Annotated in this window: 20 protein-coding genes and 1 pseudogene; 7 read left to right on the forward strand and 14 right to left on the reverse strand. The window is 49.5% G+C overall.

Features of this window, described 5'->3' with window-relative positions; genetic code table 11:
- Positions 1 to 2 precede the first annotated feature (2 nt).
- From nusA to rpsB, 9 genes are all read right to left on the reverse strand, one after another.
- Positions 3 to 1,115 carry a transcription termination factor NusA gene (nusA, locus tag P304_RS15020; protein WP_034765098.1) on the reverse strand — a complete coding sequence of 371 codons (1,113 nt, stop codon included), beginning with the start codon at positions 1,113 to 1,115 and terminating at the stop codon, positions 3 to 5.
- Between the two features lie 4 nt (positions 1,116 to 1,119).
- On the reverse strand, positions 1,120 to 1,587 hold the full coding sequence (gene rimP / locus P304_RS0109825; protein ID WP_027390404.1) for a ribosome maturation factor RimP: 468 nt from the start codon (positions 1,585 to 1,587) through the stop codon (positions 1,120 to 1,122).
- Between the two features lie 171 nt (positions 1,588 to 1,758).
- Positions 1,759 to 2,844: an RIP metalloprotease RseP gene (gene rseP / locus P304_RS0109830; RefSeq protein ID WP_027390405.1), complete on the reverse strand. Its 1,086-nt coding sequence runs from the start codon at positions 2,842 to 2,844 to the stop codon at positions 1,759 to 1,761.
- The gene (locus tag P304_RS0109835; RefSeq protein ID WP_027390406.1) at positions 2,841 to 3,983 is read right to left on the reverse strand and encodes a 1-deoxy-D-xylulose-5-phosphate reductoisomerase; all 1,143 of its coding nucleotides are present in this window, start codon (positions 3,981 to 3,983) and stop codon (positions 2,841 to 2,843) included. Before P304_RS0109835 ends, rseP begins: the two co-directional genes overlap by 4 nt.
- Positions 3,984 to 3,990: 7 nt before the next feature.
- Positions 3,991 to 4,755: a phosphatidate cytidylyltransferase gene (locus P304_RS16285; protein WP_051321586.1), complete on the reverse strand. Its 765-nt coding sequence runs from the start codon at positions 4,753 to 4,755 to the stop codon at positions 3,991 to 3,993.
- A gap of 155 nt (positions 4,756 to 4,910) precedes the next feature.
- The gene (gene frr / locus P304_RS0109845; protein ID WP_027390407.1) at positions 4,911 to 5,468 is read right to left on the reverse strand and encodes a ribosome recycling factor; all 558 of its coding nucleotides are present in this window, start codon (positions 5,466 to 5,468) and stop codon (positions 4,911 to 4,913) included.
- 3 nt (positions 5,469 to 5,471) lie between these two features.
- Entirely contained in the window at positions 5,472 to 6,182 is a 711-nt protein-coding gene (gene pyrH, locus P304_RS0109850) for a UMP kinase (protein WP_027390408.1), read from the reverse strand.
- A 91-nt stretch (positions 6,183 to 6,273) separates the two neighbouring features.
- On the reverse strand, positions 6,274 to 7,152 hold the full coding sequence (gene tsf / locus P304_RS0109855; RefSeq protein WP_027390409.1) for a translation elongation factor Ts: 879 nt from the start codon (positions 7,150 to 7,152) through the stop codon (positions 6,274 to 6,276).
- Between the two features lie 2 nt (positions 7,153 to 7,154).
- A complete protein-coding gene (gene rpsB, locus P304_RS0109860; protein ID WP_027390410.1) occupies positions 7,155 to 7,919 on the reverse strand; it encodes a 30S ribosomal protein S2 in 765 nt (254 codons plus the stop codon).
- Between the two features lie 212 nt (positions 7,920 to 8,131).
- Between rpsB and rpsT the strand changes: the two genes are divergently transcribed.
- On the forward strand, positions 8,132 to 8,416 hold the full coding sequence (gene rpsT / locus P304_RS0109865) for a 30S ribosomal protein S20 (protein ID WP_027390411.1): 285 nt from the start codon (positions 8,132 to 8,134) through the stop codon (positions 8,414 to 8,416).
- 63 nt (positions 8,417 to 8,479) lie between these two features.
- Here the strand turns inward: rpsT and nth are convergent, their stop codons facing one another.
- The 5 genes from nth to glmM are packed head-to-tail and all read right to left on the reverse strand — an operon-like array spanning position 8,480 to position 12,789.
- Positions 8,480 to 9,127: an endonuclease III gene (gene nth, locus P304_RS0109870; RefSeq protein WP_027390412.1), complete on the reverse strand. Its 648-nt coding sequence runs from the start codon at positions 9,125 to 9,127 to the stop codon at positions 8,480 to 8,482.
- Positions 9,124 to 10,056, reverse strand: coding sequence for an aspartate carbamoyltransferase catalytic subunit (locus P304_RS0109875; RefSeq protein WP_027390413.1), 933 nt, complete (start codon positions 10,054 to 10,056; stop codon positions 9,124 to 9,126). Before P304_RS0109875 ends, nth begins: the two co-directional genes overlap by 4 nt.
- Positions 10,057 to 10,058: 2 nt before the next feature.
- Positions 10,059 to 10,601 carry a bifunctional pyr operon transcriptional regulator/uracil phosphoribosyltransferase PyrR gene (gene pyrR / locus P304_RS0109880; RefSeq protein ID WP_027390414.1) on the reverse strand — a complete coding sequence of 181 codons (543 nt, stop codon included), beginning with the start codon at positions 10,599 to 10,601 and terminating at the stop codon, positions 10,059 to 10,061.
- Between the two features lie 45 nt (positions 10,602 to 10,646).
- Positions 10,647 to 11,432, reverse strand: a complete 786-nt coding sequence (gene mazG / locus P304_RS0109885) for a nucleoside triphosphate pyrophosphohydrolase (protein WP_027390415.1) — start codon at positions 11,430 to 11,432, stop codon at positions 10,647 to 10,649.
- A 4-nt stretch (positions 11,433 to 11,436) separates the two neighbouring features.
- On the reverse strand, positions 11,437 to 12,789 hold the full coding sequence (glmM, locus tag P304_RS0109890) for a phosphoglucosamine mutase (RefSeq protein WP_027390416.1): 1,353 nt from the start codon (positions 12,787 to 12,789) through the stop codon (positions 11,437 to 11,439).
- Positions 12,790 to 13,113: 324 nt separating this feature from the next.
- Here glmM and P304_RS0109900 point away from each other — a divergent pair, with 324 nt between their 5' ends.
- The 6 genes and pseudogenes from P304_RS0109900 to P304_RS17255 form a co-directional block, all read left to right on the forward strand.
- The gene (locus tag P304_RS0109900; RefSeq protein WP_027390417.1) at positions 13,114 to 14,958 is read left to right on the forward strand and encodes a TolC family protein; all 1,845 of its coding nucleotides are present in this window, start codon (positions 13,114 to 13,116) and stop codon (positions 14,956 to 14,958) included.
- Positions 14,955 to 17,144 (forward strand): type I secretion system permease/ATPase, encoded by a 2,190-nt coding sequence (locus tag P304_RS0109905; protein ID WP_034765101.1) that lies wholly within the window; start codon positions 14,955 to 14,957, stop codon positions 17,142 to 17,144. The genes P304_RS0109900 and P304_RS0109905 overlap by 4 nt, the downstream gene beginning before the upstream one ends.
- Positions 17,145 to 17,174: 30 nt before the next feature.
- Positions 17,175 to 17,705 carry a hypothetical protein gene (locus P304_RS0109910; RefSeq protein WP_027390419.1) on the forward strand — a complete coding sequence of 177 codons (531 nt, stop codon included), beginning with the start codon at positions 17,175 to 17,177 and terminating at the stop codon, positions 17,703 to 17,705.
- A gap of 137 nt (positions 17,706 to 17,842) precedes the next feature.
- A complete protein-coding gene (locus P304_RS0109915; protein WP_160165052.1) occupies positions 17,843 to 19,528 on the forward strand; it encodes an HlyD family type I secretion periplasmic adaptor subunit in 1,686 nt (561 codons plus the stop codon).
- 1 nt (position 19,529) lies between these two features.
- Positions 19,530 to 20,147 (forward strand): response regulator transcription factor, encoded by a 618-nt coding sequence (locus P304_RS0109920; protein ID WP_027390421.1) that lies wholly within the window; start codon positions 19,530 to 19,532, stop codon positions 20,145 to 20,147.
- Positions 20,148 to 20,233: 86 nt separating this feature from the next.
- Positions 20,234 to 21,550, forward strand: a pseudogene (locus tag P304_RS17255) (hypothetical protein); the annotation flags it as partial.

The raw sequence follows: 21,550 nt of genomic DNA on the forward strand, positions 1-21,550 counted from the left end.
CCTCACTCATCCCCGGCTTGCGGGGCTTCATCTTCGTATCCGTCTTCGTCATAAAACTCTTCTTCAGTGCCATATTTTTCGTCATATTCCTCTTCTGAGTAAATGTCGATTTTCCAGTTTGTCAGCTTCGCTGCCAGTCGTGCATTTTGCCCTCGCTTGCCAATGGCGAGTGAGAGTTGGTCTTGTGGTACAACAACAATGGCGGCGTTTTCATCGTCATAGATGTCAATTTTAATCACTTTTGCGGGGCTCAGTGCGTTGCGGATAAACATGGCGGGCTCGGGGAACCACTGGATAATGTCGATTTTTTCGCCACCAATTTCTTCGACAACAGCACCGACACGGCTCCCTCTGACCCCAACGCAGGCACCAATTGGATCCATGTTGTCGCGGTTCGCGCGGACGGCAATTTTACTGCGCGAGCCTGCTTCACGGGCAGCAGCTTTGATTGAGACAGCCCCAGATGATACTTCCGGGACTTCCTCTTCGAAAAGACGACAGAGGAATTCTTCGTTCGTGCGGCTCAGGTAAACGCGGATGCCGCCACGACGGTTATGTTCCACGTCGCGGATGACGGCTTTGATCATCTGTCCGGCTCGAAAATGTTCGTTTTCAAGGTAGTCCTTAACGGTCATAACGCCGTCGCATTCGCCAAGGTTCAGGATGACGCGGTTGTTCTCTACGCGGTCAACGGTGCACAAAATAAGCTGTCCGATGCGGTTGGAGTAGTCGTCAAAAGCCTGTGACTTTTCCACGTCACGAATTTTCTGAAGAATAATTTGTTTCGCGGTTTGCGCAGTAATGCGCCCAATGGCGTGGACATTGGCGGGAACTTTGATGGTCTGGCCAACGCGCAAGTCCTCGTCGATTTTAGCGGCGTCCGCTGCCGATATTTCAAGGTGGCGATCGCGGACATTGCCGACGATAACTTTTTCAAAAAAAACATCAAACGCGCCCGTCTCTTCGTTAATCGAAAAATGGATAATGCTTTCTTGCGAATATTTCCGCTTTAATGCGGCGATAACGGCGGTTTCGATGGCTTCCATAAGCGTGAGTTTATCGAGTGATTTTTCACGGCAGAGTTGTTCAATTGAGCTGATAAAATCGTTTTGCATGGAGTTACTCCCACTCATATTCGAGGTTGGCTTTTTCTATTTGGGTTACAGGGATTTCGATCGGTATGCCGCGATCTCGTTCTTTCAAAATAATATGCTCCGCACTCGCGTACTCGATATAGCCCATGTGGAGCTTGGTGTTCAGAAGCGGTTCGCTCAGTTTGACCCGTGCGAGCTTGCCAAGGTGGCTCTGAAAGTCGGCTACACCTCTGATTTTTCGATTGATCCCCGGGCTGGAGACTTCTAAATTATAGCGAACTCCAACAACATCTTCGACGTCGAGAATATTGCTGAGTTCAACACTGACCCCTTCGCAATCGTCAAGCGTGACGCCACCTGGGCGGTCGATGTAGACGCGAAGATACCAGCCGCTGGCATTGATAAGTTCAATGTCAAAGAGCTCTAAGCCGCGATCCGCTAGGATTGGCTCGGCAAGTGTTGTGACGGTGGCGATTATGTGTTCCTTCTCCATGATCTCTTCTTTACTCCTGCGCCATTGGCGAAAACTCTCAATAAAAAAAGTGGGTGCGGAACCCACTTCACGTTTCAACCGATTCTGTTCGTTTCAACCCATTCAGTGCGAGTTTTTTAGCATAGAAGTTTTCCCTTTGGCAAATGGAATATTTGAACGGTCATTTCGTGCTCATTCGCTGCCAGGGAGGACGGTTCCGAAAATAAGTCGCCTGATGTCGTTATAAAAGGCAAAGATCATAAGGGTGGCTAGCAGCGCCATGCCGATACGAGTGGCAATCTCACGGACGCGGATGGTCGGGCGTTTTCCCGTCAGGGCTTCAATGAGGTAGAACATAAGGTGCCCACCGTCAAGGATCGGTATTGGCAAGAGGTTCAGGATGCCGAGGTTGACCGAAATCAGCGCCATAAAAAAGAGAATGGAATTCATGCCGTGCTGCACCTGATCGGCGGCGACTTGTACGATCATAATCGGGCCGCCGATATTGTCGGCCGGAATCACTTGCTGAATCATTTTTACAATGCCGGTTACGGTGAGTACAACCAATTCCCACGTTTTCACACTGCCGAGCCAGAGCGCATCAAGCGGTCCGTAATGGACTTTAACAACGTCTTTGCCTGACGCAATGCCGATCAGGCCAACGGGTGTCTCTTCGCCGAAAATATTTTTACTTTGTGACAGGCGTGGGGTTACGATGAGGTCATGCAATGTTCCGTTGCGCTCAACCGTAATGCGGGTTTGCTGCTCAGGGCGTTCGCGCACGGTGTTCACCAGATCATCCCACCACGTGACGCTTTTTCCTTCAATCTCTACAATACGGTCGCCCGCGATCATGCCCGCTTCGGCAGCGGCCGAGTTTTCCATCACGTTACCGACTACGGATTTGAGGTGGTTGACACCGTTCATGTGGACGGCAGCAAGGAGAATAATTGGCAAGGCGATATTGGCAATTGGCCCCGCTATAACGATGGCAATGCGCTGCCAGACGGTTTTGTGGGCGAAGGATTTTTCTCGTGCCACAGGGGCGTTTGGGTCGTCGCCGTCAAGTGATTCTCCTTGCATTTTCACATACCCGCCAAGGGGGATGAGTGATATCTGGTATTCGGTTTCGCCGAATTTTTTCCCCCAGATGCGCCGTCCAAAGCCAATTGAAAACACGTCCACGCCGACACCACACAGCTTGGCAACGGTGAAATGTCCAAGTTCGTGGATGAAAATAAGAAATCCAAGTATCAGTAGGGCGGCAAAAAGACTCATCGGGTTACCTCGGCCTCTGCGGCCAGGCGGCTTTGCATGTCAAGATTCATTAGGTGCTCCAGTGATTCGAGTGCAGTAGGGCGGTGGGCGCTAAGAACCGCCTCCACAATATGTGCAATGCGCACGAAGGTAATCTTGCCTTGCAAGAACGCGTCCACGGCGACTTCGTTGGCGCTGTTTAGCACTGCCGCTGCGCTGTCGGGTTGGCGCATGACCTGCTGTGCAAGGTGCAAGCAGGGATAGCGTTGAAGATCGGGGGCTTCAAAATGCAGGGTAGCTAGTTCGTGCAGTCGGAGTTTTTCAACGCCGACTGGGTGGCGTTCGGGGTGAAAGAAGGCGTATGCCAGTGGTATTTTCATAGATGGGCGGCCAAGGTGTGCCAAAAATGAACCATCGCGATATTCCACCAGTGAGTGGATGATGCTTTCGGGATGGATAACCACGTCAAGCTGGTCAGGATGAACGTTAAAAAGCCAGCGCGCTTCGATAAGTTCCAGCCCTTTGTTCATCATCGTGGCGGAGTCGATAGTGACTTTGCGTCCCATATTCCAGTTGGGGTGGCGGAGCGCCTCATGCACCGTGGCTTTTTCGAGTTCGCTCAGTGGTAATTGGCGTAAAGCGCCTCCACTGGCGGTGAGGATGATATGAGAAACATCTTCACTCCGCTGCCCTTCGAGGCACTGAAAAATGGCGCTGTGTTCACTGTCGACCGGAAAAATGGTTACACCAGCCTGTTGGGCGCGTTGCATCACCAGTGCCCCACCAGCCACAAGTGTTTCTTTATTGGCAAGGGCGATATCTTTGGTTTCATTGATCGCGGCCAAGGTGGGGGCAATGCCGGCACTTCCAACCAGTGCCGCAAGGACAAGGGTGGCGTCGCGTTCGCATGCTACTTCTAAAAGGCCATTTTCGCCACTATAGACAGGGATATCGATTTGTTGACGGAGCCATTGCGCATCGGCTTCACTGGCGATGCTGATGAGCGCGGGGCGAAAGTATGCCGCCTGTTGAAGAAGGAGCTCCCGGTTATTGCCAGCCGCGAGCGCACTTACTTGTAAGCGATCAGGGTATTGCGCCACAATTTCTAGGGCGCTCGTGCCTATCGATCCTGTTGAGCCAAGGATGGCCAGTGTCTGCATGGAATCCTCACAGTACGATTTGAGATGCAATGTAGAAAAATGGTGCCGTAAAAATAAGGCTGTCCATACGGTCAAAAATGCCACCATGTCCGGCAAGTAATGTTCCGGAATCTTTGGCTCCTGCATCGCGCTTAATCGCTGATTCTACCATATCCCCAAGAACGCTGATGCCACCAATGAGCGCACCGCACAAGAGCGGCAGCGGGAATCCTGTGGGGAAATAGTGATCCCACAGCGCAAACACAAGCGCAGACCCCGCCACACCGAAGGCAAAGCCTTCCCATGTTTTTTTCGGGCTGATGGTAGCGGCCATTGGATGTTTGCCGAGAGCTTTCCCTCCGAAATAGGCGAAGCTATCGGCTGCCCAGATGGTAAAGAGAAGTGCCAGAAAGAGCCAGACATGAACCGAATGAATCAGGATCATGGCGCTGTAGCCGATGCCGATATACATGAACGCAAAACTATAGCGTGCCGTGGAAACAATATAACGGGAAATCGGATTGGTACGGCTCATGCGCAGGGCGATGCTGGAATAGAAGAGGATGACGCTGACGGCCAGTCCGAGTTCGATGCCAAAGCTGAACATGAATACTGCCAGAAAGAGAGAAAGAAGGAGGTAGAGGCTTTTCGTGTTGGTGAAAGAGAAGTATTCGAGCGCGGTAATGCTTGCCGCGAGTGCGCAGACAAAGCCAAAAACGTAAAAGGGAGAGTACAAAATGACCGCCAGCACCGCAGGGATGGCGAGAAGTGCTGTAATAATCCGTTGTCGCATGATTCCTACCTGTAAAACGGCTCACACTGGTTGATGAAAAACCCCAATCTGCGGTCTCTCGAAGCCTGAGGGACGTGTTCGCTCAGGTGGAGAGCGGTGCATATCGGGGTTTTCATCGCGTGTGGGGAGAGTAAATTTCTTCCTGAAACGTCAGGTTACACTTTCATCAGCTCCAGCTCTTTGGCTTTTGCGAGATCGTCAATTTTCTTGCTGTAACCATCGGTAATTTTTTGAATTTCATCTTGGGCTTTTTTGGCCTGATCTTCGGCAATGGTTTTATCTTTTTCCAGTTCCTTGACCAGATCATTGCCGTGGCGGCGGATGTTGCGGATGGCGACTTTCCCCTCTTCGGCAAATTTCTTTACCTGTTTGGCAAGATCTTTACGCCGTTCTTCGGTCAGTGGTGGCACGCTGAGGCGGATGGTTTTTCCGTCATTGCCCGGAGTCAGGCCGAGGTTGGCTGCCATGATCGCCTTTTCAACTTCGGCGATGATGTTCGATTCCCACGGGGTGATGAGCAGGGTTGTCGCGTCACTGACCGTTACGGTGCCGATTTGTGAGAGAGGTGATGGATTGCCGTAGTAATTGACCCGCACGCTGTCAAGGATGTTCGTGGATGCCCGCCCAGTACGCAGCGTGGTAAATTCTTTCTTGGTCGCCTCGACCGCTTTGGTCATTTTGTCATTCATCTCGGTATAAATATCTTGAACCATGTGTTAACCCTCAACTATCGTCCCGATTTTTTCACCGCATAAAACACGGTAAATGTTGCCTTCAACTTTCAGGCTGAATACCACAATGGGAATCTGATTGTCCATACATAAACTCGCTGCGGTGGAGTCCATCACTTTGAGTTCTTTTTTGAGCAGATCAATGTGGCTGATCGTGTCAAAGCGCACGGCATCTGGATTCTTTTTGGGGTCGCTATCGTAGATGCCATCAACCGACGTTGCTTTCATAATGATTTGCGCGCCGATTTCGTTCGCGCGCAGTGCGGCAGCGGTATCCGTCGAAAAGTACGGGTTGCCCGTTCCCGCGCCGAAAATAACCACGCGACCTTTTTCGAGGTGGCGCACGGCACGGCGGCGGATGTACGGTTCGGCTATGGAGTTCATTTCAATGGCCGACAAGACACGTGTCGGTACGTGAAGTTTTTCGAGTGCGTCTTGCATGGCGAGGGCATTGATCATGGTGGCGAGCATGCCCATGTAGTCCGCGGTGGAACGATCCATCCCTTTGGCACTAGCGGCGACTCCGCGGAAGATGTTCCCGCCGCCAATAACCAGAGCAATCTGAATATTGTGGCTCAGTGCTTTTTTTATTTCTTTGGCGATGTTGGTGGCGACCGTCGGGTCAATGCCATAGCCCAGTTGTCCCATTAACGCTTCGCCGCTGATTTTCAGCAGTACCCGTTCATAGTGTGCCATTCGTTCCTCCGGTAGTGTCAGGAGTGTTTCCACTCAGGTTTTTTGCAAAAAAAAAGCTCAAGTTGCCTTGAGCTTTTTGTGTTTCTAAGAGTTAGCGGGCTCCCTGAACCTGCTGCATAACTTCTTCTGCAAAATTGCATTCTTTCTTTTCAATCCCTTCGCCAAGCTGGTAACGGGTGAAAGAGAGTAATGTCGCACCTGCTTCGCTGAGCAATTGCTTGATTGTTTTATCAGGGTCTTTGACAAATGTCTGGTTCACCAAGCACACGTCTTTGAGAAGTTTTTCAACTTGCCCTTTGACGATGTTCGGGATGATTTTTTCGGGTTTGCCAGATTCAACGGCTTTCGCGGTGAAAATCTCTTCTTCTTTCGCAAGGTAGTCCGCGTCAACCGAGTTTTGATCAAGGAAGAGTGGATTTGCCGCTGCTACGTGCAAGCAGAGATCTTTGGCTAAGTCGGCGCTTCCACCTTGCAGGCTTACGACAACACCAATTTTGCCGCCCATGTGCGTGTAGGTGGCTACTGGGTTGCCTGCGGCGCGTACAAAGCGACGAATCGACATGTTTTCGCCAATTTTTGCTATTTTGTGGTTCAGCTCTTCTTGCACGGGGATTCCGGCAGGAGTGATAAGGGTGAGCAGTTCTTCAACGCTAGCTGGGTCTTTGTCAGCAACGAGTTTTGCAATATCAAGTGCGAAGTTTTGGAATTCAACGTTTTTCGCTACGAAGTCAGTTTCGGAATTGATTTCTGCGATAACGCCGATGCCATTCGCATCGTATGCCACAACCATTCCTTCTGCTGCGACACGGCCTGCTTTTTTCGCAGCTGCCGAAAGACCTTTTTTGCGGAGGTAATCGACGGCTTCTTCCATATTTCCGTTTGTTTCATTCAGTGCTTTTTTACAGTCCATCATCCCTGCGCCAGTTTTTTCGCGCAGATCTTTGACCATTCCTGCAGTAATTTCAGCCATGATTATACTTCCTCTGCTTCTTCTTCAGTGATCTCTTCAGAAATGAATTCGCTCTCTTCGCCAGTAATGTCGCCACCTTGCTCGTCAAGCTTGTTTTTTCCTTCAAGGATAGCGTCAGCGAGTTTGGAGCAGATTAAACGGATCGCGCGAATGGCGTCATCGTTACCAGGAATTGGGAGATCGATAAGGTCTGGGTCGCAGTTGCTGTCAAGAACGGCGATGGTTTTGATACCAAGCTGACGAGCTTCAACGACAGCGTTGTGTTCGTTCTTCGGGTCAATAATGATCATTGCTTCTGGCAGCGTTTCCATATCGCGGATTCCGCCGAGGTTGCGCTCAAGTTTGGCGCGTTCTTTTTCCAGCTTGCTGCCTTCGAGTTTTGAGTAGCCAGCATAGTTTTCTTCTGCCAGCGCATCAAGCTGCTTGAGGCGTGCTACGCGAGTTTTGATCGTACCAAAGTTGGTAAGTAAGCCTCCGAGCCAGCGGTGATTGATGAAGTACATGCCGCAACGGAGTGCTTCTTCGCGAATCGCATCCTGCGCTTGTTTCTTGGTGCCAACGAAAAGGAAGCGCGCGCCGTCGCGTGAGTCGAGGCGAACGTCGTCGTAGGCTTTGCGAAAGAGTTTAAGGGTTTTTTGCAGGTCGATGATGTGAATACCATTGCGGTCGCCGAAGATGTATTTCTTCATTTTCGGGTTCCAACGGCGGGTTTGGTGGCCGAAGTGGACACCAGCTTCAAGTAACTGTTTCATAGTGATCGTGGACATGTAAAGCCTCCGTTTGTCCTCCACACTCCTCAAAGAACCGTTCACGGGAGAAGGGAGTGTGTGCGTTTTATTTGAACCGAGGGTTTATATCGTATCGGGTTGGAGAATGCAAGCGCGAAAGAAGACACAAAAGAAACAACAACTCTATTTGACTTTATGATTTTCTCTGTGGTATACGCTCCGCTTGTCAATTTATATCACAGGAGGACAACTTGGCTCATACAGCTTCGGCGAAAAAGCGGATTCGCCAGTCACTCAAGCGCAAGCAACGCAACAGCTACATTAAAACTACCCTGAGAACTTTCAATAAAAAGTTTGAGAAGGCCGTCGTGGCTGGTGATCAGGAAGTCGTGAAGGAAATGCTGGTTACATGCCAGAAGAAGCTTGCAAAAGCCGCTTCCAAAGGTGTTATTCCGAAGTCTACGGCCAGCCGGAAAACTTCGCGCCTTGCACAAGCTGCAAAAAAATTAGCCTTGGCGAGTGCCGCGCAAGCGTAAACGTCTTTGATCTGACTCTTGCACGCTGACAGGGAAAAAACGGAAAAGCCGATAAGCATTTGCTTAGTCGGCTTGTCGTTTTTCCGGCCAGCGGCACGTCGTGTTTACGGGGCAGCGCAAGCACTCCGGCTTGCGAGCATCGCAACAGCGCCGTCCATGAAATATAAGGATGTGATGTAAATGCGACCAGATGTTTTCTGGCGTTGCTTGCATGAGGTCTTGTTCCACCTGCCAGACGTTTTTTCCATCCGATAATCCAATCCGTTTACTGACCCGAAATACATGCGTATCGACGGCGATGGCATTGCCGTTTCCGGCGCAACTGATAATCACATTGGCGCTTTTGCGCCCTACGCCCGGGAGTTGCATCAGGAGTTCCCGTTGCATGGGGATGGTGCTCTGAAAGGAATCGCGCACCATTTGGCTGGCGGCAATAATATTGCGCGCTTTCGTCTGAAACAGTCCACAGGTGCGGATGATGGCGGCGACATCGTCGTACTGCGCGGCGGCTAAATCGTCGACACAAGGATAACGCGCGAACAGCTCACGCGTTACCAGGTTCACTCGCTTGTCAGTGCACTGTGCCGAGAGCACTACGGCAACCATAAGTTCGTATGGGTTGCGAAAGTCAAGTTCGGGGCGGGCGTCGGGATAGGTGGCCGTTAATGCGGTGATGACGGCGTCAACTTCATCTGCGCTGAGGAGCGTCATCCCTCTTCCTGTGTGTGCAGGATGTGATAGAGCATGCTCATGCGCACGGCAACACCGTTTTCTACCTGCTCAAGGATAACGCTGCGCTCACCGTCGGCCACATCAGGAGCCAGCTCTACGCCGCGGTTGACGGGTCCAGGGTGCAGGATGATGGCATCTTTGCGCATTAGATTCAGACGCCGTTTATTGAGCCCCCACTGACGAGAATACTCTTCGACGCCGGGAAAAAGTGGTGTGCCGTGCATCCGCTCCAGTTGTATCCGCAGCATGATCACAACATCGGCCCAGGGGAGCATTTTTTCAAAATCTGAGGAAATCGTAATGCCTGGTACATGGAATTGACGTGGCATCATGGTGCGCGGGGCGCAGAACGCAACATTGGCGCCGAGGCGTGTCATGCCGATGAGGTCTGAACGCGCGACACGGCTATGGGCGACGTCGCCGACAATGAGTACGTTCAGGCCATCGAGGGTGCCAAAGTGTTCGCGGATGGTGAACATATCCAGCAGGGCTTGTGATGGGTGCTCGTGAGCGCCATCGCCTGCGTTGATAATGCTGGCGTCAAGGTTCTCAGCGAGGAGTTTGGGGATGCCGGAAACTTGATGGCGCACCACGATGACGTCGGGTTTCATCGCCATGATATTCTTGGCGGTATCCATCAGCGTTTCGCCTTTGGTGGTCGAAGAAGTTGAAGAGCTGAAGTTGATGGTATCGGCACTGAGCCGCTTGCCGGCAATTTCAAACGAGGTGCGGGTGCGGGTCGAGTTTTCAAAGAACATATTGATTTGTGTCCGCCCTTTCAGGGTTGGAACTTTCTTGATGACACGGTTGCTGACCTCTTTAAAGCCTTGCGCGGTATCGAGTAGGGTAATAATGTCGCTCTTTTCAAGGTGATACATGCCGAGAATGTGCTTTTGTGTGAATGCCATTTTTATGCTCCCTGTTGGTTTGGATCGTGTATCCAGACGGAATCTTCGCCATCCAATTCGCTGAGTTTGACGAGAACCTCTTCGCTGCGCGATGTTTGGACGTGTTTCCCTTTATAGCGAGCATAGAGTGGCAGTTCATTATGGCCACGATCAATCAGCGCAAATACTTCAATAGACTGTGGGCGCCCTTGATCCATAACGGCATACATGGCACTGCGCAGTGTTCGAGCGGTGAAAATAACGTCGTCAACCAGAATGATCCGCTTGCCTTGCACAGGGAAAGGGATGCTGTTTCCTTGAAAAACGGGTGCGGAATTCGCCATGGAAAGATCGTCGCGGTAGAGCGTGATGTCCATCACGCCGCAGGGGACGGCGATGCCGGAGAGTCGCTCTAGGGCAGTTGTCAGGCGTTTCGCGAGGTACTCGCCACGCGTACGGATTCCCAGAATCATTGTGGTGCTAAGCTCTTTGTGGTTTTCGATAATCGTCATCGCCACGCGAGTGATGGCGTGCTCGATCTCTTGCTGATCCATGATTTGCTTCATGCGGGACTCCTTGAACTGGGGGTTATTGAGCAACCGATGTGAACGTTACATTTCTGTTTGCTTGGCTTCTTCCCAAAAATGTTCCAATTGTTCTGGCGAGTACGAACCGGATGGTGCGTTGGCTGTTTGTGTTTCTACATGGCGGAAACGTCGTGCAAATTTGCCGTTGGTTCGGTTTAGCGCGACTTCCGGTTCCACGCCCAGTTTGCGCGCTAGATTGACGACGGTAAAGAGCAGATCGCCAACTTCCTGTTCGATGGCGTCTTGCGTCAAATGCGGCGCGGCGATGGCTTCGCGTATCTCGGCAATTTCTTCATCAAGTTTGGCAAAGACCCCTTCGGCACTTGGCCAATCAAAGCCTATTTTGGCTGCTTTTTTCTGGAATTTACAGGCTTTACTGAGGGCAGGGAGGGCGCGGGGTGTGCTGTCGAGGGCGCTGTGCGGAGCATGGCCTTTTTCCTGCTTCTTGATTTCGCTCCATTGATCCAACACGGCTTGTGCGGTGTCGAGGGTTTCGTCGCCAAAAACATGGGGGTGACGGCGCACCATCTTTTCGCAAACGGCCTCAATAACATCGTCGATGGAAAAATGTCCTGCCTCGCTCGCAAACGCACTGTGAAAGAAAACCTGGAAAAGCAGGTCGCCCAACTCTTCTTTGAGGTGCTCCATACTGCCGCTATCGATGGCGTCGACCACTTCGTATGCTTCTTCAATAACGTATTGGCGGAGTGTTTGGTGGCTCTGTTCGCGATCCCACGGGCATCCGTCCGGAGCCAGCAAGCGGTCAATAAGGGTTTTGATTCTGTCGTACGGGTGATGGGGAAGGCTCATCGCGTCAGGCTCCGATTTCAGTGACAATGAGTTCGGCAAGCTCTTCTGCCCATTGTTGTATTTGTGTTTGGTCGTCACCTTCAAGCATGACGCGAATTTTATTTTCTGTACCAGAATAGCGGATGAGCGTGCGGCCACTGTTGCCAAGGAGGGCGTCGATTTCGGCAATCCGTTTGGTAGTGCGTGGGAGATCTTCTATCGGTGTTTTTTTCGATACCGTCCGGTTGATGAGCACTTGCGGGAAGCGCGGCACGCGGCTGGCGAGGGCATCGATATTTTTCCCTTCCTGAACCATAATGGCGAGAATCTGCAGCGCACTGACGATGCCGTCACCAGTATTGGCGTAGTCCAGGAAAATGAGGTGTCCCGATTGTTCGCCACCAAGGTTAAAGCCGCCAAAGCGCATCCGGTCAAGCACGTAGCGGTCGCCAACATTGGTGCGGATGAGTTTGAGGTCGATAGATTCTAGGTAGCGCTCTAAGCCAATGTTGCTCATAACCGTGGTAACAACAGCGCCACCGCGCAGAGCGGCGCGCTGCTTTAAATAATGGGCGGCAATGCCGATCAGTTGATCGCCGTCTACGGTTTGTCCAAAGCGATCGACCACAATTAAGCGATCCGCATCACCATCCAGCGCAATGCCGATGTCGGCATTCGAGGCTACAACGGCTTGCGCCAAACTGTTGACATTGGTGGCGCCGCACTCTTTGTTGATATTCGTTCCATCTGGATAACAATGGATGGGAATAACTTCCGCACGGAGCTCGCGAAATACTTCGGGAGCCACTTTATAAGCCGCACCATTGGCGCAGTCGACAACGATTTTCAGCCCCTCAAGGGTCATGCCACGCGGGAACGAGCTTTTGCAGTATTCGATATAGCGTTCCATCGCCCCTTCTATCCGTTTCGCTTTTCCAAGGCGATCACGTTTCGCCATCCACGCGTCGGATATCCCTTCTTGAAGACTTTTTTCGATGCGTAACTCCAGTTCGTCATCAAGTTTAAAGCCGTGCTGATCAAAGATTTTAATACCGTTGTCGTAATAGGGATTATGTGAGGCGGAGAGGACAATGCCCGCGTCGGCACGGAGGGTTTTGGTCATATACGCAATGCCGGGAGTTGGTAATGGGCCAAGCAAAACGGCATCAACACCAGCAGCGGTTATGCCAGCTACGAGCGAGTTTTCGAGCATATATCCAGAGCGGCGGGTATCTTTCCCGATAACGATTTTACGTTTCTGTGATCCGTCGCTAAACAAATTGGCGACGGCCATTCCCACTTTAAGCACAAAGTCAGCCGTCATAGGAAAGCAGCCTGCTTCGCCGCGGATGCCATCGGTGCCGAAGAGTTTTTTCATGGAGAGAATTCCTTTTTAATGTGATCGAATGTATGGCGATCATGATAATCGGGGGGAATGTGAGAAACAATCAAAATTTCATGGAATGGTGGAAAACTATTGCGAAAGTGATGGGAGGTGATGTCGAGGGCTCAAGGGGGTGTGTCAGGCGACGGTAGTGTGATATTTTGCTGCATTGAGCGATAACGGAAACATCGTATTATTTAGTGAGTTTACTGAGATATTAAGCCTTGACACTCCATGTGTTTTTTTTGTATTTGTGAACTCAGATACGTTGCCGAGGCGCCGTTTTTACATTACGTTGCGAACGTGATAGGTGGGATTATGCTGGTAAAGCGTTCTATTATTTCGTTGTTGATTCCCGTTCTTGCGGTCTCCTCCTCAGTGGCGTTTACACTCCATGAGGGTTTTCTGCGTGCTCTTGAAAACAATACTGATCTGTTGGTGCGAAAAAATAATACCGTGATTATTGATCGCGATATTGATGCTGCGCGTGCTCTTGTTCGACCGCGTCTGGATGCTATCGGACGTATGCAACGAGAGGAGCTTAGAGATTCAGGAAATTCGTTCAGTGATTATCGTCGTAACACCTCTCATTGGGAATTGATTCTGACTCAGCCACTTTACGATGGCGGCGACGCCCAATATGAGCGGAGTTTACAGGAGAGTCGACGGGTATCAGCCGAGTATTATTTGCGAGAGATATCGAATCAGACAGCTTTGCGCTATGTTGAAGCATATCTAACGGTGTTGCAGGAACAAGCACTTTTGAAGCTTGCAAATGATTCGTGGCGTGTGAATAAAGATATTTTTGAAAAAGTAAAACGCAAGGTTGATTCCGGTCATGGTACGCGTTTAGAGCTGGAGCGATCGCTAGCAAAGCTGAACGAAGCGACTGTCAATATGACTGTTCAAAGGAAGAATTTTCGTGAGTCACTCGTACTGCTTCGTGATTTCGTGCAGACAGAGGTGAGTGCGGATGAGCTTGTTTTGCCCCGCTTCTATGCTGCATTGCCGAATTCGTTAGATGACGCGCTTCGTATTGCTCTTTTGGAACATCCCTCCATGAAGGTTTCGCTGAATAATATTAGTGTTGCTCTCTATGAATACCGTCGGGACGATAAGCGGATGAAACCTGCAATTGACCTGATTAGCCGTTATCGCCAAGGTGATGAAATACCTAGCGTAGGATCTGCTACCGATGAGTTCAGTGTGGGTATAGAGGTGCGCTATAATATTTACCGTGGTGGGCGTGATCAGGCGCTTGGTGAAAAGGGGCTCCGTTATGTGGAAGAGAAAAAAATCCTTTTGCAGCAAACTGAGCAGCAAATTGAAAATCGGTTGAGATTGGCGTGGAATACACTCGAAATGGGCGAAAGCAACATCCTCTCTGCCAAAGATTTTGCCTTCTCTAAAGGGCAAGTACTACGGACGACCCTCACTGAATTTGATCTTGGTACGGTTGACTTAAACTCCGTGCTTGAGGCGGAAGAAGAGAGTGTTAATGCTCAAAAGATGGTTATTCGAGCAGAATTTGAGGCTGTTTTGGCAAAATATCGCGTACTTGAAGGGACAGGGGCGCTTGCAGCCACATTAGTACGCGATGAAGGCCGTTTTGGTGGTACGGTTGCTGGTGAGAATGTGACCGAAGTTTCTCGATTTTCAGAGCCTTCGCGAGATGCCAACCTGCCGGTATCGGATTCCCAAAGGGGTTTTAGTGATTCTTTAAATAGGTTTGCTCTTGATTGGTCATCGGGATCATCTGTGCCTTTCGGTGAGCCGAAATCGGTTGGAGATACACAACAAGGTGGCAAAAGCGAGGGCAAAACCGTACCCATCGAAAAGGTGCCTCTCGAGCACTCCTGTTATACGGTCACGGCGCAGCAGCTCAATCATCGCGCAGCACCAGATCGCTGGAGTGCCGTTGTCGGGTTGTTTACTTTTGGTGAGCAGGTGTGCGGTGGGAAAGAGGATAGTGGATGGGTGAGGATTGGTGATGGGTGGCTTCGCTCTCGCCATTTACAACCGATTAATGAGGGGTATCATAATAGTTCCCCAGAAGAACTCATTACCGATTCAAACAAACTGATGGTTTCTCACGCACGCAGTAAAATCAAATCTTCCTTCACTGCGCCATTTGTTGAACAAATTGGCGAGAGCCATCCATGAAAGGGCATGAAAACACAGAATTTCACGAGGATATTCTCCGGAAGTATAAAGGAGACCCGGTTCTCGATAGTTTAGTGATCTACTGCAAGCTTAATGGGCGGCCATACACGCAGGAGTCGTTGGTCGCGGGACTCCCAATAGAACAGGGGCGGAATACCCCGACATTATTTTCAAAAAAAAGTTCAAAATCGCTCTTTTCTCGTGCTGCTGCTCGGGCGGGATTTAGAACGAAAATATTCAAAACAAAATTGCGCGAAATAAATCCGTTGCTTCTTCCGTCTATTTTGCTGCTTCACGGCCGTCACTCTGATGATGATGTTGCGGCCTGTGTTTTGTTGGGGTTCAATGACGAAATGACCCATGCACGAGTTATACTCCCAGAGCTTCCAGATGTTGAAAACACGGTAGCGTTGGCCGAACTTGAGCAGCGCTACTTCGGCATTTCCATACTTCTCAAAAAAGAGATTCAATTAGAAGAAAAAGAGCTTGGCATTCAGAGTGTCCGTGAAAACCACTGGTTCTGGGGGGCATTTAAGATAGTCAAAGAAATCTATCGTGATGTCATAGTGGCATCATTTTTGATCAATATTTTTGTGCTCGCAACGCCGCTTTTTACTATGAATGTGTATGATCGAGTGGTACCGAACGGCGCAGTAGACACGCTTTGGGTTCTTTCGATCGGTATTGGCGTAGTATATGTGGTGGACGTGCTACTGAAGTTTCTCCGTTCGTATTTCCTAGAAACGGCGGGTAAAAAGACGGATATTATTGCGTCATCTATCATATTCGAGCGGATATTGGATTTGCGGATGTCCTCATTACCCAACTCGATTGGGTCGCTCGCGAATATAGTCAAAGAATTCGAAAGTATCCGTTCATTTCTTACCTCTTCAACGGTTACGTTGCTTATTGATCTCCCCTTCGTGGTTATCTTTTTGTGGGTGATCTACTACATTGGCGGCTCAGTAGTTTTGGTGCCAATTACAGTGATTATACTCATTCTCTTGTACACACATTATGCTCGTGGCAAACTCAATGAAAGTATCAAAGAGTCTTATGGTGCCGGTTCAGCGAAAAACGGTGTGTTGATCGAGAGCCTTTCTTCAATTGAAACACTGAAGGCTCTTGGCTCGCTTGGGTATGCGCAGTGGAAGTGGGAAGAGGCGACAGCAGATATTGCCGAAAAAAGCATCAATACGAAAGTTATCTCAGCATCTATCACAACAATAACGTCTTTTTTGCTTCAACTTAATACGGTACTGATTATAATTCTTGGCGTCTATATGATTATAGATATGAATTTATCCATGGGCGGGTTAATCGCTGTAGTTATTATTTCGTCACGCACGATTGCTCCTATGGGGCAGGTTGCGAGTTTGCTGGCTACGTGGGAGCACACGAAAACCTCGTACAAAGCTCTTGATGATCTGATGAATCTCCCTGTCGAGCATCCTCATGGGAAAAAATTCATTGCTCGCCCAGAGTACCGAGGAAAAATTGATTTTCGGGGAGTAAGTTTTACGTATCCGGGGAGTGCGAAAGAGACACTGCGAAATGTCTCTTTCACCATCGAGCCTGGCGAAAAAGTTGCCGTTCTTGGCAAGATAGGCTCAGGGAAATCAACTATTCAAAAAATGCTCACTGCGCTGTATTACGCTGATGAAGGGGCTATTTTGATTGATGGCATTGATATTAAACAACTTGACCCTGCCGAGTTGCGCAAAAATATTGCCTATGTAGCCCAAGAGCCACTGCTTTTTTCCGGAACTATCAAAGAAAATATTATTTATCGCGCGCCTCATTCTGATGACGAGGACTTTCTTCGTGTGGCTGAGGTAAGTGGCGTAATGGACTTTGTACAGCGCCATCCGAAAGGTTTCGATATTCCTGTTGGTGAAAAAGGATCCTTGCTTTCCGGTGGTCAGCGGCAATGCGTTTCTATTGCGCGTTCGTTGCTGCTTGATAGTCCAATGGTGCTTCTTGATGAGCCGACAAATCAGATGGACAGTTCAACGGAGCAACTCTTCATCAATCGGATGCGCACGTATCTTGCGACAAAAACTATGATTCTGGTCACACATAAAACATCGCTTCTGGCGCTTGTGGATCGGATTATTGTGTTGGACGAAGGGCTTGTCGTGATGGATGGCTCGCGAGACGAAATAATTCAAAAACTACGCAGCTGAAATGGTCTGTCAAAGTGGGAGTCGTAAGGCATGAAAAAGATAATGCTTGGAATGATTTTTTCCGTACTAATTGTGGTGGCAGGCTGTGCTCCGAAACATCCGTATTCTGATGCAGAGATAGCTCATCTGCTTGATCTGCGCCATCGGCTCGCTCATGTCGAAAAGCGACTCGACGTGCTTGCTGCACGGAATGAGGAAGATCAAATGGTGTTGGTGCATTACGGCAATGCTATAAAAAATGTAGAATTACAAATGGCGAAATTTCAGGGGACAATACTTGTAGATGATTTTAAGTATCGCCATTACTCCTACCACGCGAATCCTAGCTTGGCATCTCTTTCGTTCGAGCCGGTTTTGTTTCAACTGATTCGGGATGCGGCGCTGACGGATGAGACTGGGGCAATACAGTTGAGCTGGAGCGCTGGACGAATTTTCCGGTCTTCCAAACGAGTGAATGGGAGCTTTTTAGTAGATAGTTATTATGATGCTGGCGAATACAGTACCCCCGAAAAAACTCTTTTTGTTCCCGAAGTCGCCTTGTTTCCTGAAATCCATGAGTAGGCAAGCAGATCATTTGCAACTTTTACCGTGCGCGGTGGTGAAATATTTATTGAGAAGGGACGTTTCTCATGCCTGAAGTAGAACAGAAATTGCGCGATGAAGAACTGACAAAGAGCTTCCGGTTTCAGAATCGTGAATTGCTTGATAATTATGTTGTTTTGGCGCTTACCGATACGCAGGGCATTATTAAACACGTCAGCACAAACTTGTGTAATCTCTTTGGATATCGCCATTCTGACCTGATAGATCGCTCTTACGATTTCCTGATAGATAAAGGTGCTATGGGGAAATTCAAAGAGCAATTTCGCGATGCAGGGATCACAAAAAGCATATGGAAGGGGGAAATCAAACACTCATCAAAGCACGACATTATTATCTGGACAGATACAATTATTCAGCCGCTGTTTAACGACCAGCGTGAGCATATTGGGTTTGTGCTTGCCAGTAATGATATTACGCAAGCAAAAAAACTTAAAAAAATCCATGAAGACAACATGATCAGTAAAAAATACGATAAGAACGTCTTGGCCTTTATGCCATCGTTTAGTTCGGCTGTGTTGCTTCGTTCGGCAAGTGGATTGCAGAAAGTCCTTTGGTTGTGGGCGTTTATTGTTATTTTTGCCCTTGTGTGGGCGTCGATTTCCAAGATAGATGAGATGGTAAAATCTGGCGGGAAGATTATCACTTCTGACAACATTGCAACTGTTTCCACCCTTGACGCGGGTATTATCGAAGAAGTGCTTGTCAAAGAAGGTGATACGGTAGTTATAAGCCAACCTATTATTAAACTTCACGATCTGACGCATACCACTGAGTACGATAAAAACTGGCTGCGCTTACTGGAACTGAGGGCAAAACAAGCGCGGCTAAAGGCCGAAGCGGCGGGAGTCCCAATGGTTAATGATCCGATGGTGGTTGAGTCGCGGCCAAGTACAATGGAGTACGAAGCGAGCCTCTATCGAACGAATCAACAAAAGCTGGCAGCAACGCAGGCAGTGCTAAATGAAAGGCTTCAGCAACGGAAAAACGATTTGCAAGATGCACTCTCTCGTCAAAGATCACTCCGTGAAAACTACACTTTATTGAGCAAAGAAATGGAGATTAAACAGCAATTGGTCAAAGATGGCATTATTTCGCGCGTCGCATTCATGCAAGAAGTTCGACGATATAATGATCTTGAAGCTGAAATGAATGCGATTGATGGATCGCTGCCGACGATTCAATCGTCAATTCGTGAGTTAGAAAAAGGGATGCGTGAAAGTCAATTGAGTTTTATTAAAGATGCGGAACAGGAACTTACCAGCGTGAATGGCGAAATTGAACGCCTAAATGAAATATTGATTGCACTTAAAGATAAAGTGCGTCGTACTATGGTGCTTTCTCCTGTCGACGGTGTGGTGAAAACCATAGCTGTGAAAACACACGGAGCCGCAGTGCAGGCTGGTCGCACGCTGATGGAAATTGTTCCACAGACAGACTATTTTGTTGCCGAATTGAAGATAAAACCATCCGATATAGGCTTTATTTACCCTGGGCAAATGGCAAAACTCAAAATTAATGCGTTTGATTTTGTTATTTACGGCGGGATTGAAGGCGCAGTTTCCTATATATCGCCTGATACCATTAAAGACGATAATGGCCGAGACGAATGGTATATGGTTCACGTTCGAGCGCAAAATGATCATGTCGGGACTAAAACTGAGCTGCGCGTTAAACCCGGCATGACAGTGGAAGCGGGTATCATAACCGGCCAAAAAACGATCATGGACTATATCTTAAAACCTATCCTGAAAACCAAACAATCCGCACTTACGGAGCGATGACATGCGCGTTATTGCTTATTCCCACAGCCGTGCAGTCTGCAAAGAAGTGGCACAGGTGCCGAGTATTGAAGGACGTATCGTAGCGACTGAGCAAGAGATGGTGGCGTTGATTGAAGCAGCACCGCAAGTTACAGTGATTGTTCTCTGTCATTTAGATAGCTACGGTGCAGGGGCGGCTGAGTGGTGTCAGGCATTGATGAACGATTATCCGTCTGCCAAAGTGATTGCCTTGCGTGATCGACCTGATTTTACCGAAGGGTGTTGGTTAATCCGGCAAGGTGTTCGTGGGTATGGTCATAGTTTGTCGAATCACCATATTATCGCGCAAATAGTTCAAACTGTTGGGCAGGGAAGCGTATGGATTTATCCTGAACTCATGCAATTCATTATCGCTAAGTTGCCGAGCAATCCGCAGTGGAGCGTGAACCAAATCCTTTCCCATCTGACACCTCAGGAACAAAAAATTGCCCTTCTTGTAGCCGAAGGGATGAGCAACGCAAAGATCGGTGAAGTGCTTGCGATTGCAGAATCGACCGTAAAAAAACACATCGGGTCTATTTTCACCAAACTGAACATTAATGACCGGCTAACGTTGGCGCTGATAATAAAAAAAACATAAAAATCCCATCACTACTACCAAAGTAGAATTGTAGTTGATTACACCCCCATCTAGCATAAGAGTAGAAAAATCCTCGGGGGTGTACCATGGCTTCAAGTATAGCAATTATTTCGGATATTCGTGGTTTAGTTGCCCAAGGTGGCGATATAGAAGAGATCCTGAAAGATCGCGATCTTATTTCCGAAAGCGGAGGTTTGCTCACCATCGGTGAATTTGCCCGCGTGCTTTTTGAAGCGACCGGAAGGACAATAGACCTTGAAGGTCCAGCGACCTTTAGCCTTGATCAATCCTTTTTTGAAGCTGGTGTTTTCGACACCGACCTTACAACAGTAGATGATGCAACAATCCTTTCTATTCTTGATACTCTTATTGAAGCCGGTGAACTCGACAGCAATCTTGCTGATGCCATCGATAATCGTGGTGCTGTAGGCACCGAACAACTCTTTACCGATCGCCGTAACGAAGATGAAGATCTGAACGAAGTTGGAGTCGGTGAAAGCTCGCCAGACGAAGGAACGGCGAGCTTTGCTGCTGCGTCAGCAGCAGGTGGCGGGGAACCCGTCACCGCTGAAGCTGTCACCGAAGCTCCAACCGAAGCTGTCACCGAAGCTCCAACCGAAGCTGTCACCGAAGCTCCAACCGAAGCTGTCACCGAAGCTCCAACCGAAGCTGTCACCGAAGCTCCAACCGAAGCTGTCACCGAAGCTCCAACCGAAGCTGTCACCGAAGCTCCAACCGAAGCTGTCACCGAAGCTCCAACCGAAGCTGTCACCGAAGCTCCAACCGAAGCTGTCACCGAAGCTCCAACCGAAGCTGTCACCGAAGCTCCAACCGAAGCTGTCACCGAAGCTCCAACCGAAGCTGTCACCGAAGCTCCAACCGAAGCTGTCACCGAAGCTCCAACCGAAGCTGTCACCGAAGCTCCAACCGAAGCTGTCACCGAAGCTCCAACCGAAGCTGTCACCGAAGCTCCAACCGAAGCTGTCACCGAAGCTCCAACCGAAGCTGTCACCGAAGCTCCAACCGAAGCTGTCACCGAAGCTCCAACCGAAGCTGTCACCGAAGCTCCAACCGAAGCTGTCACCGAAGCTCCAACCGAAGCTGTCACCGAAGCTCCAACCGAAGCTGTCACCGAAGCTCCAACCGAAGCTGTCACCGAAGCTCCAACCGAAGCTGTCACCGAAGCTCCAACCGAAGCTGTCACCGAAGCTCCAACCGAAGCTGTCACCGAAGCTCCAACCGAAGCTGTCACCGAAGCTCCAACCGAAGCTGTCACCGAAGCTCCAACCGAAGCTGTCACCGAAGCTCCAACCGAAGCTGTCACCGAAGCTCCAACCGAAGCTGTCACCGAAGCTCCAACCGAAGCTGTCACCGAAGCTCCAACCGAAGCTGTCACCGAAGCT

The sequence above is a fragment of the Chrysiogenes arsenatis DSM 11915 genome, assembly GCF_000469585.1.
In the GTDB taxonomy this organism is placed as follows: domain Bacteria; phylum Chrysiogenota; class Chrysiogenetes; order Chrysiogenales; family Chrysiogenaceae; genus Chrysiogenes; species Chrysiogenes arsenatis.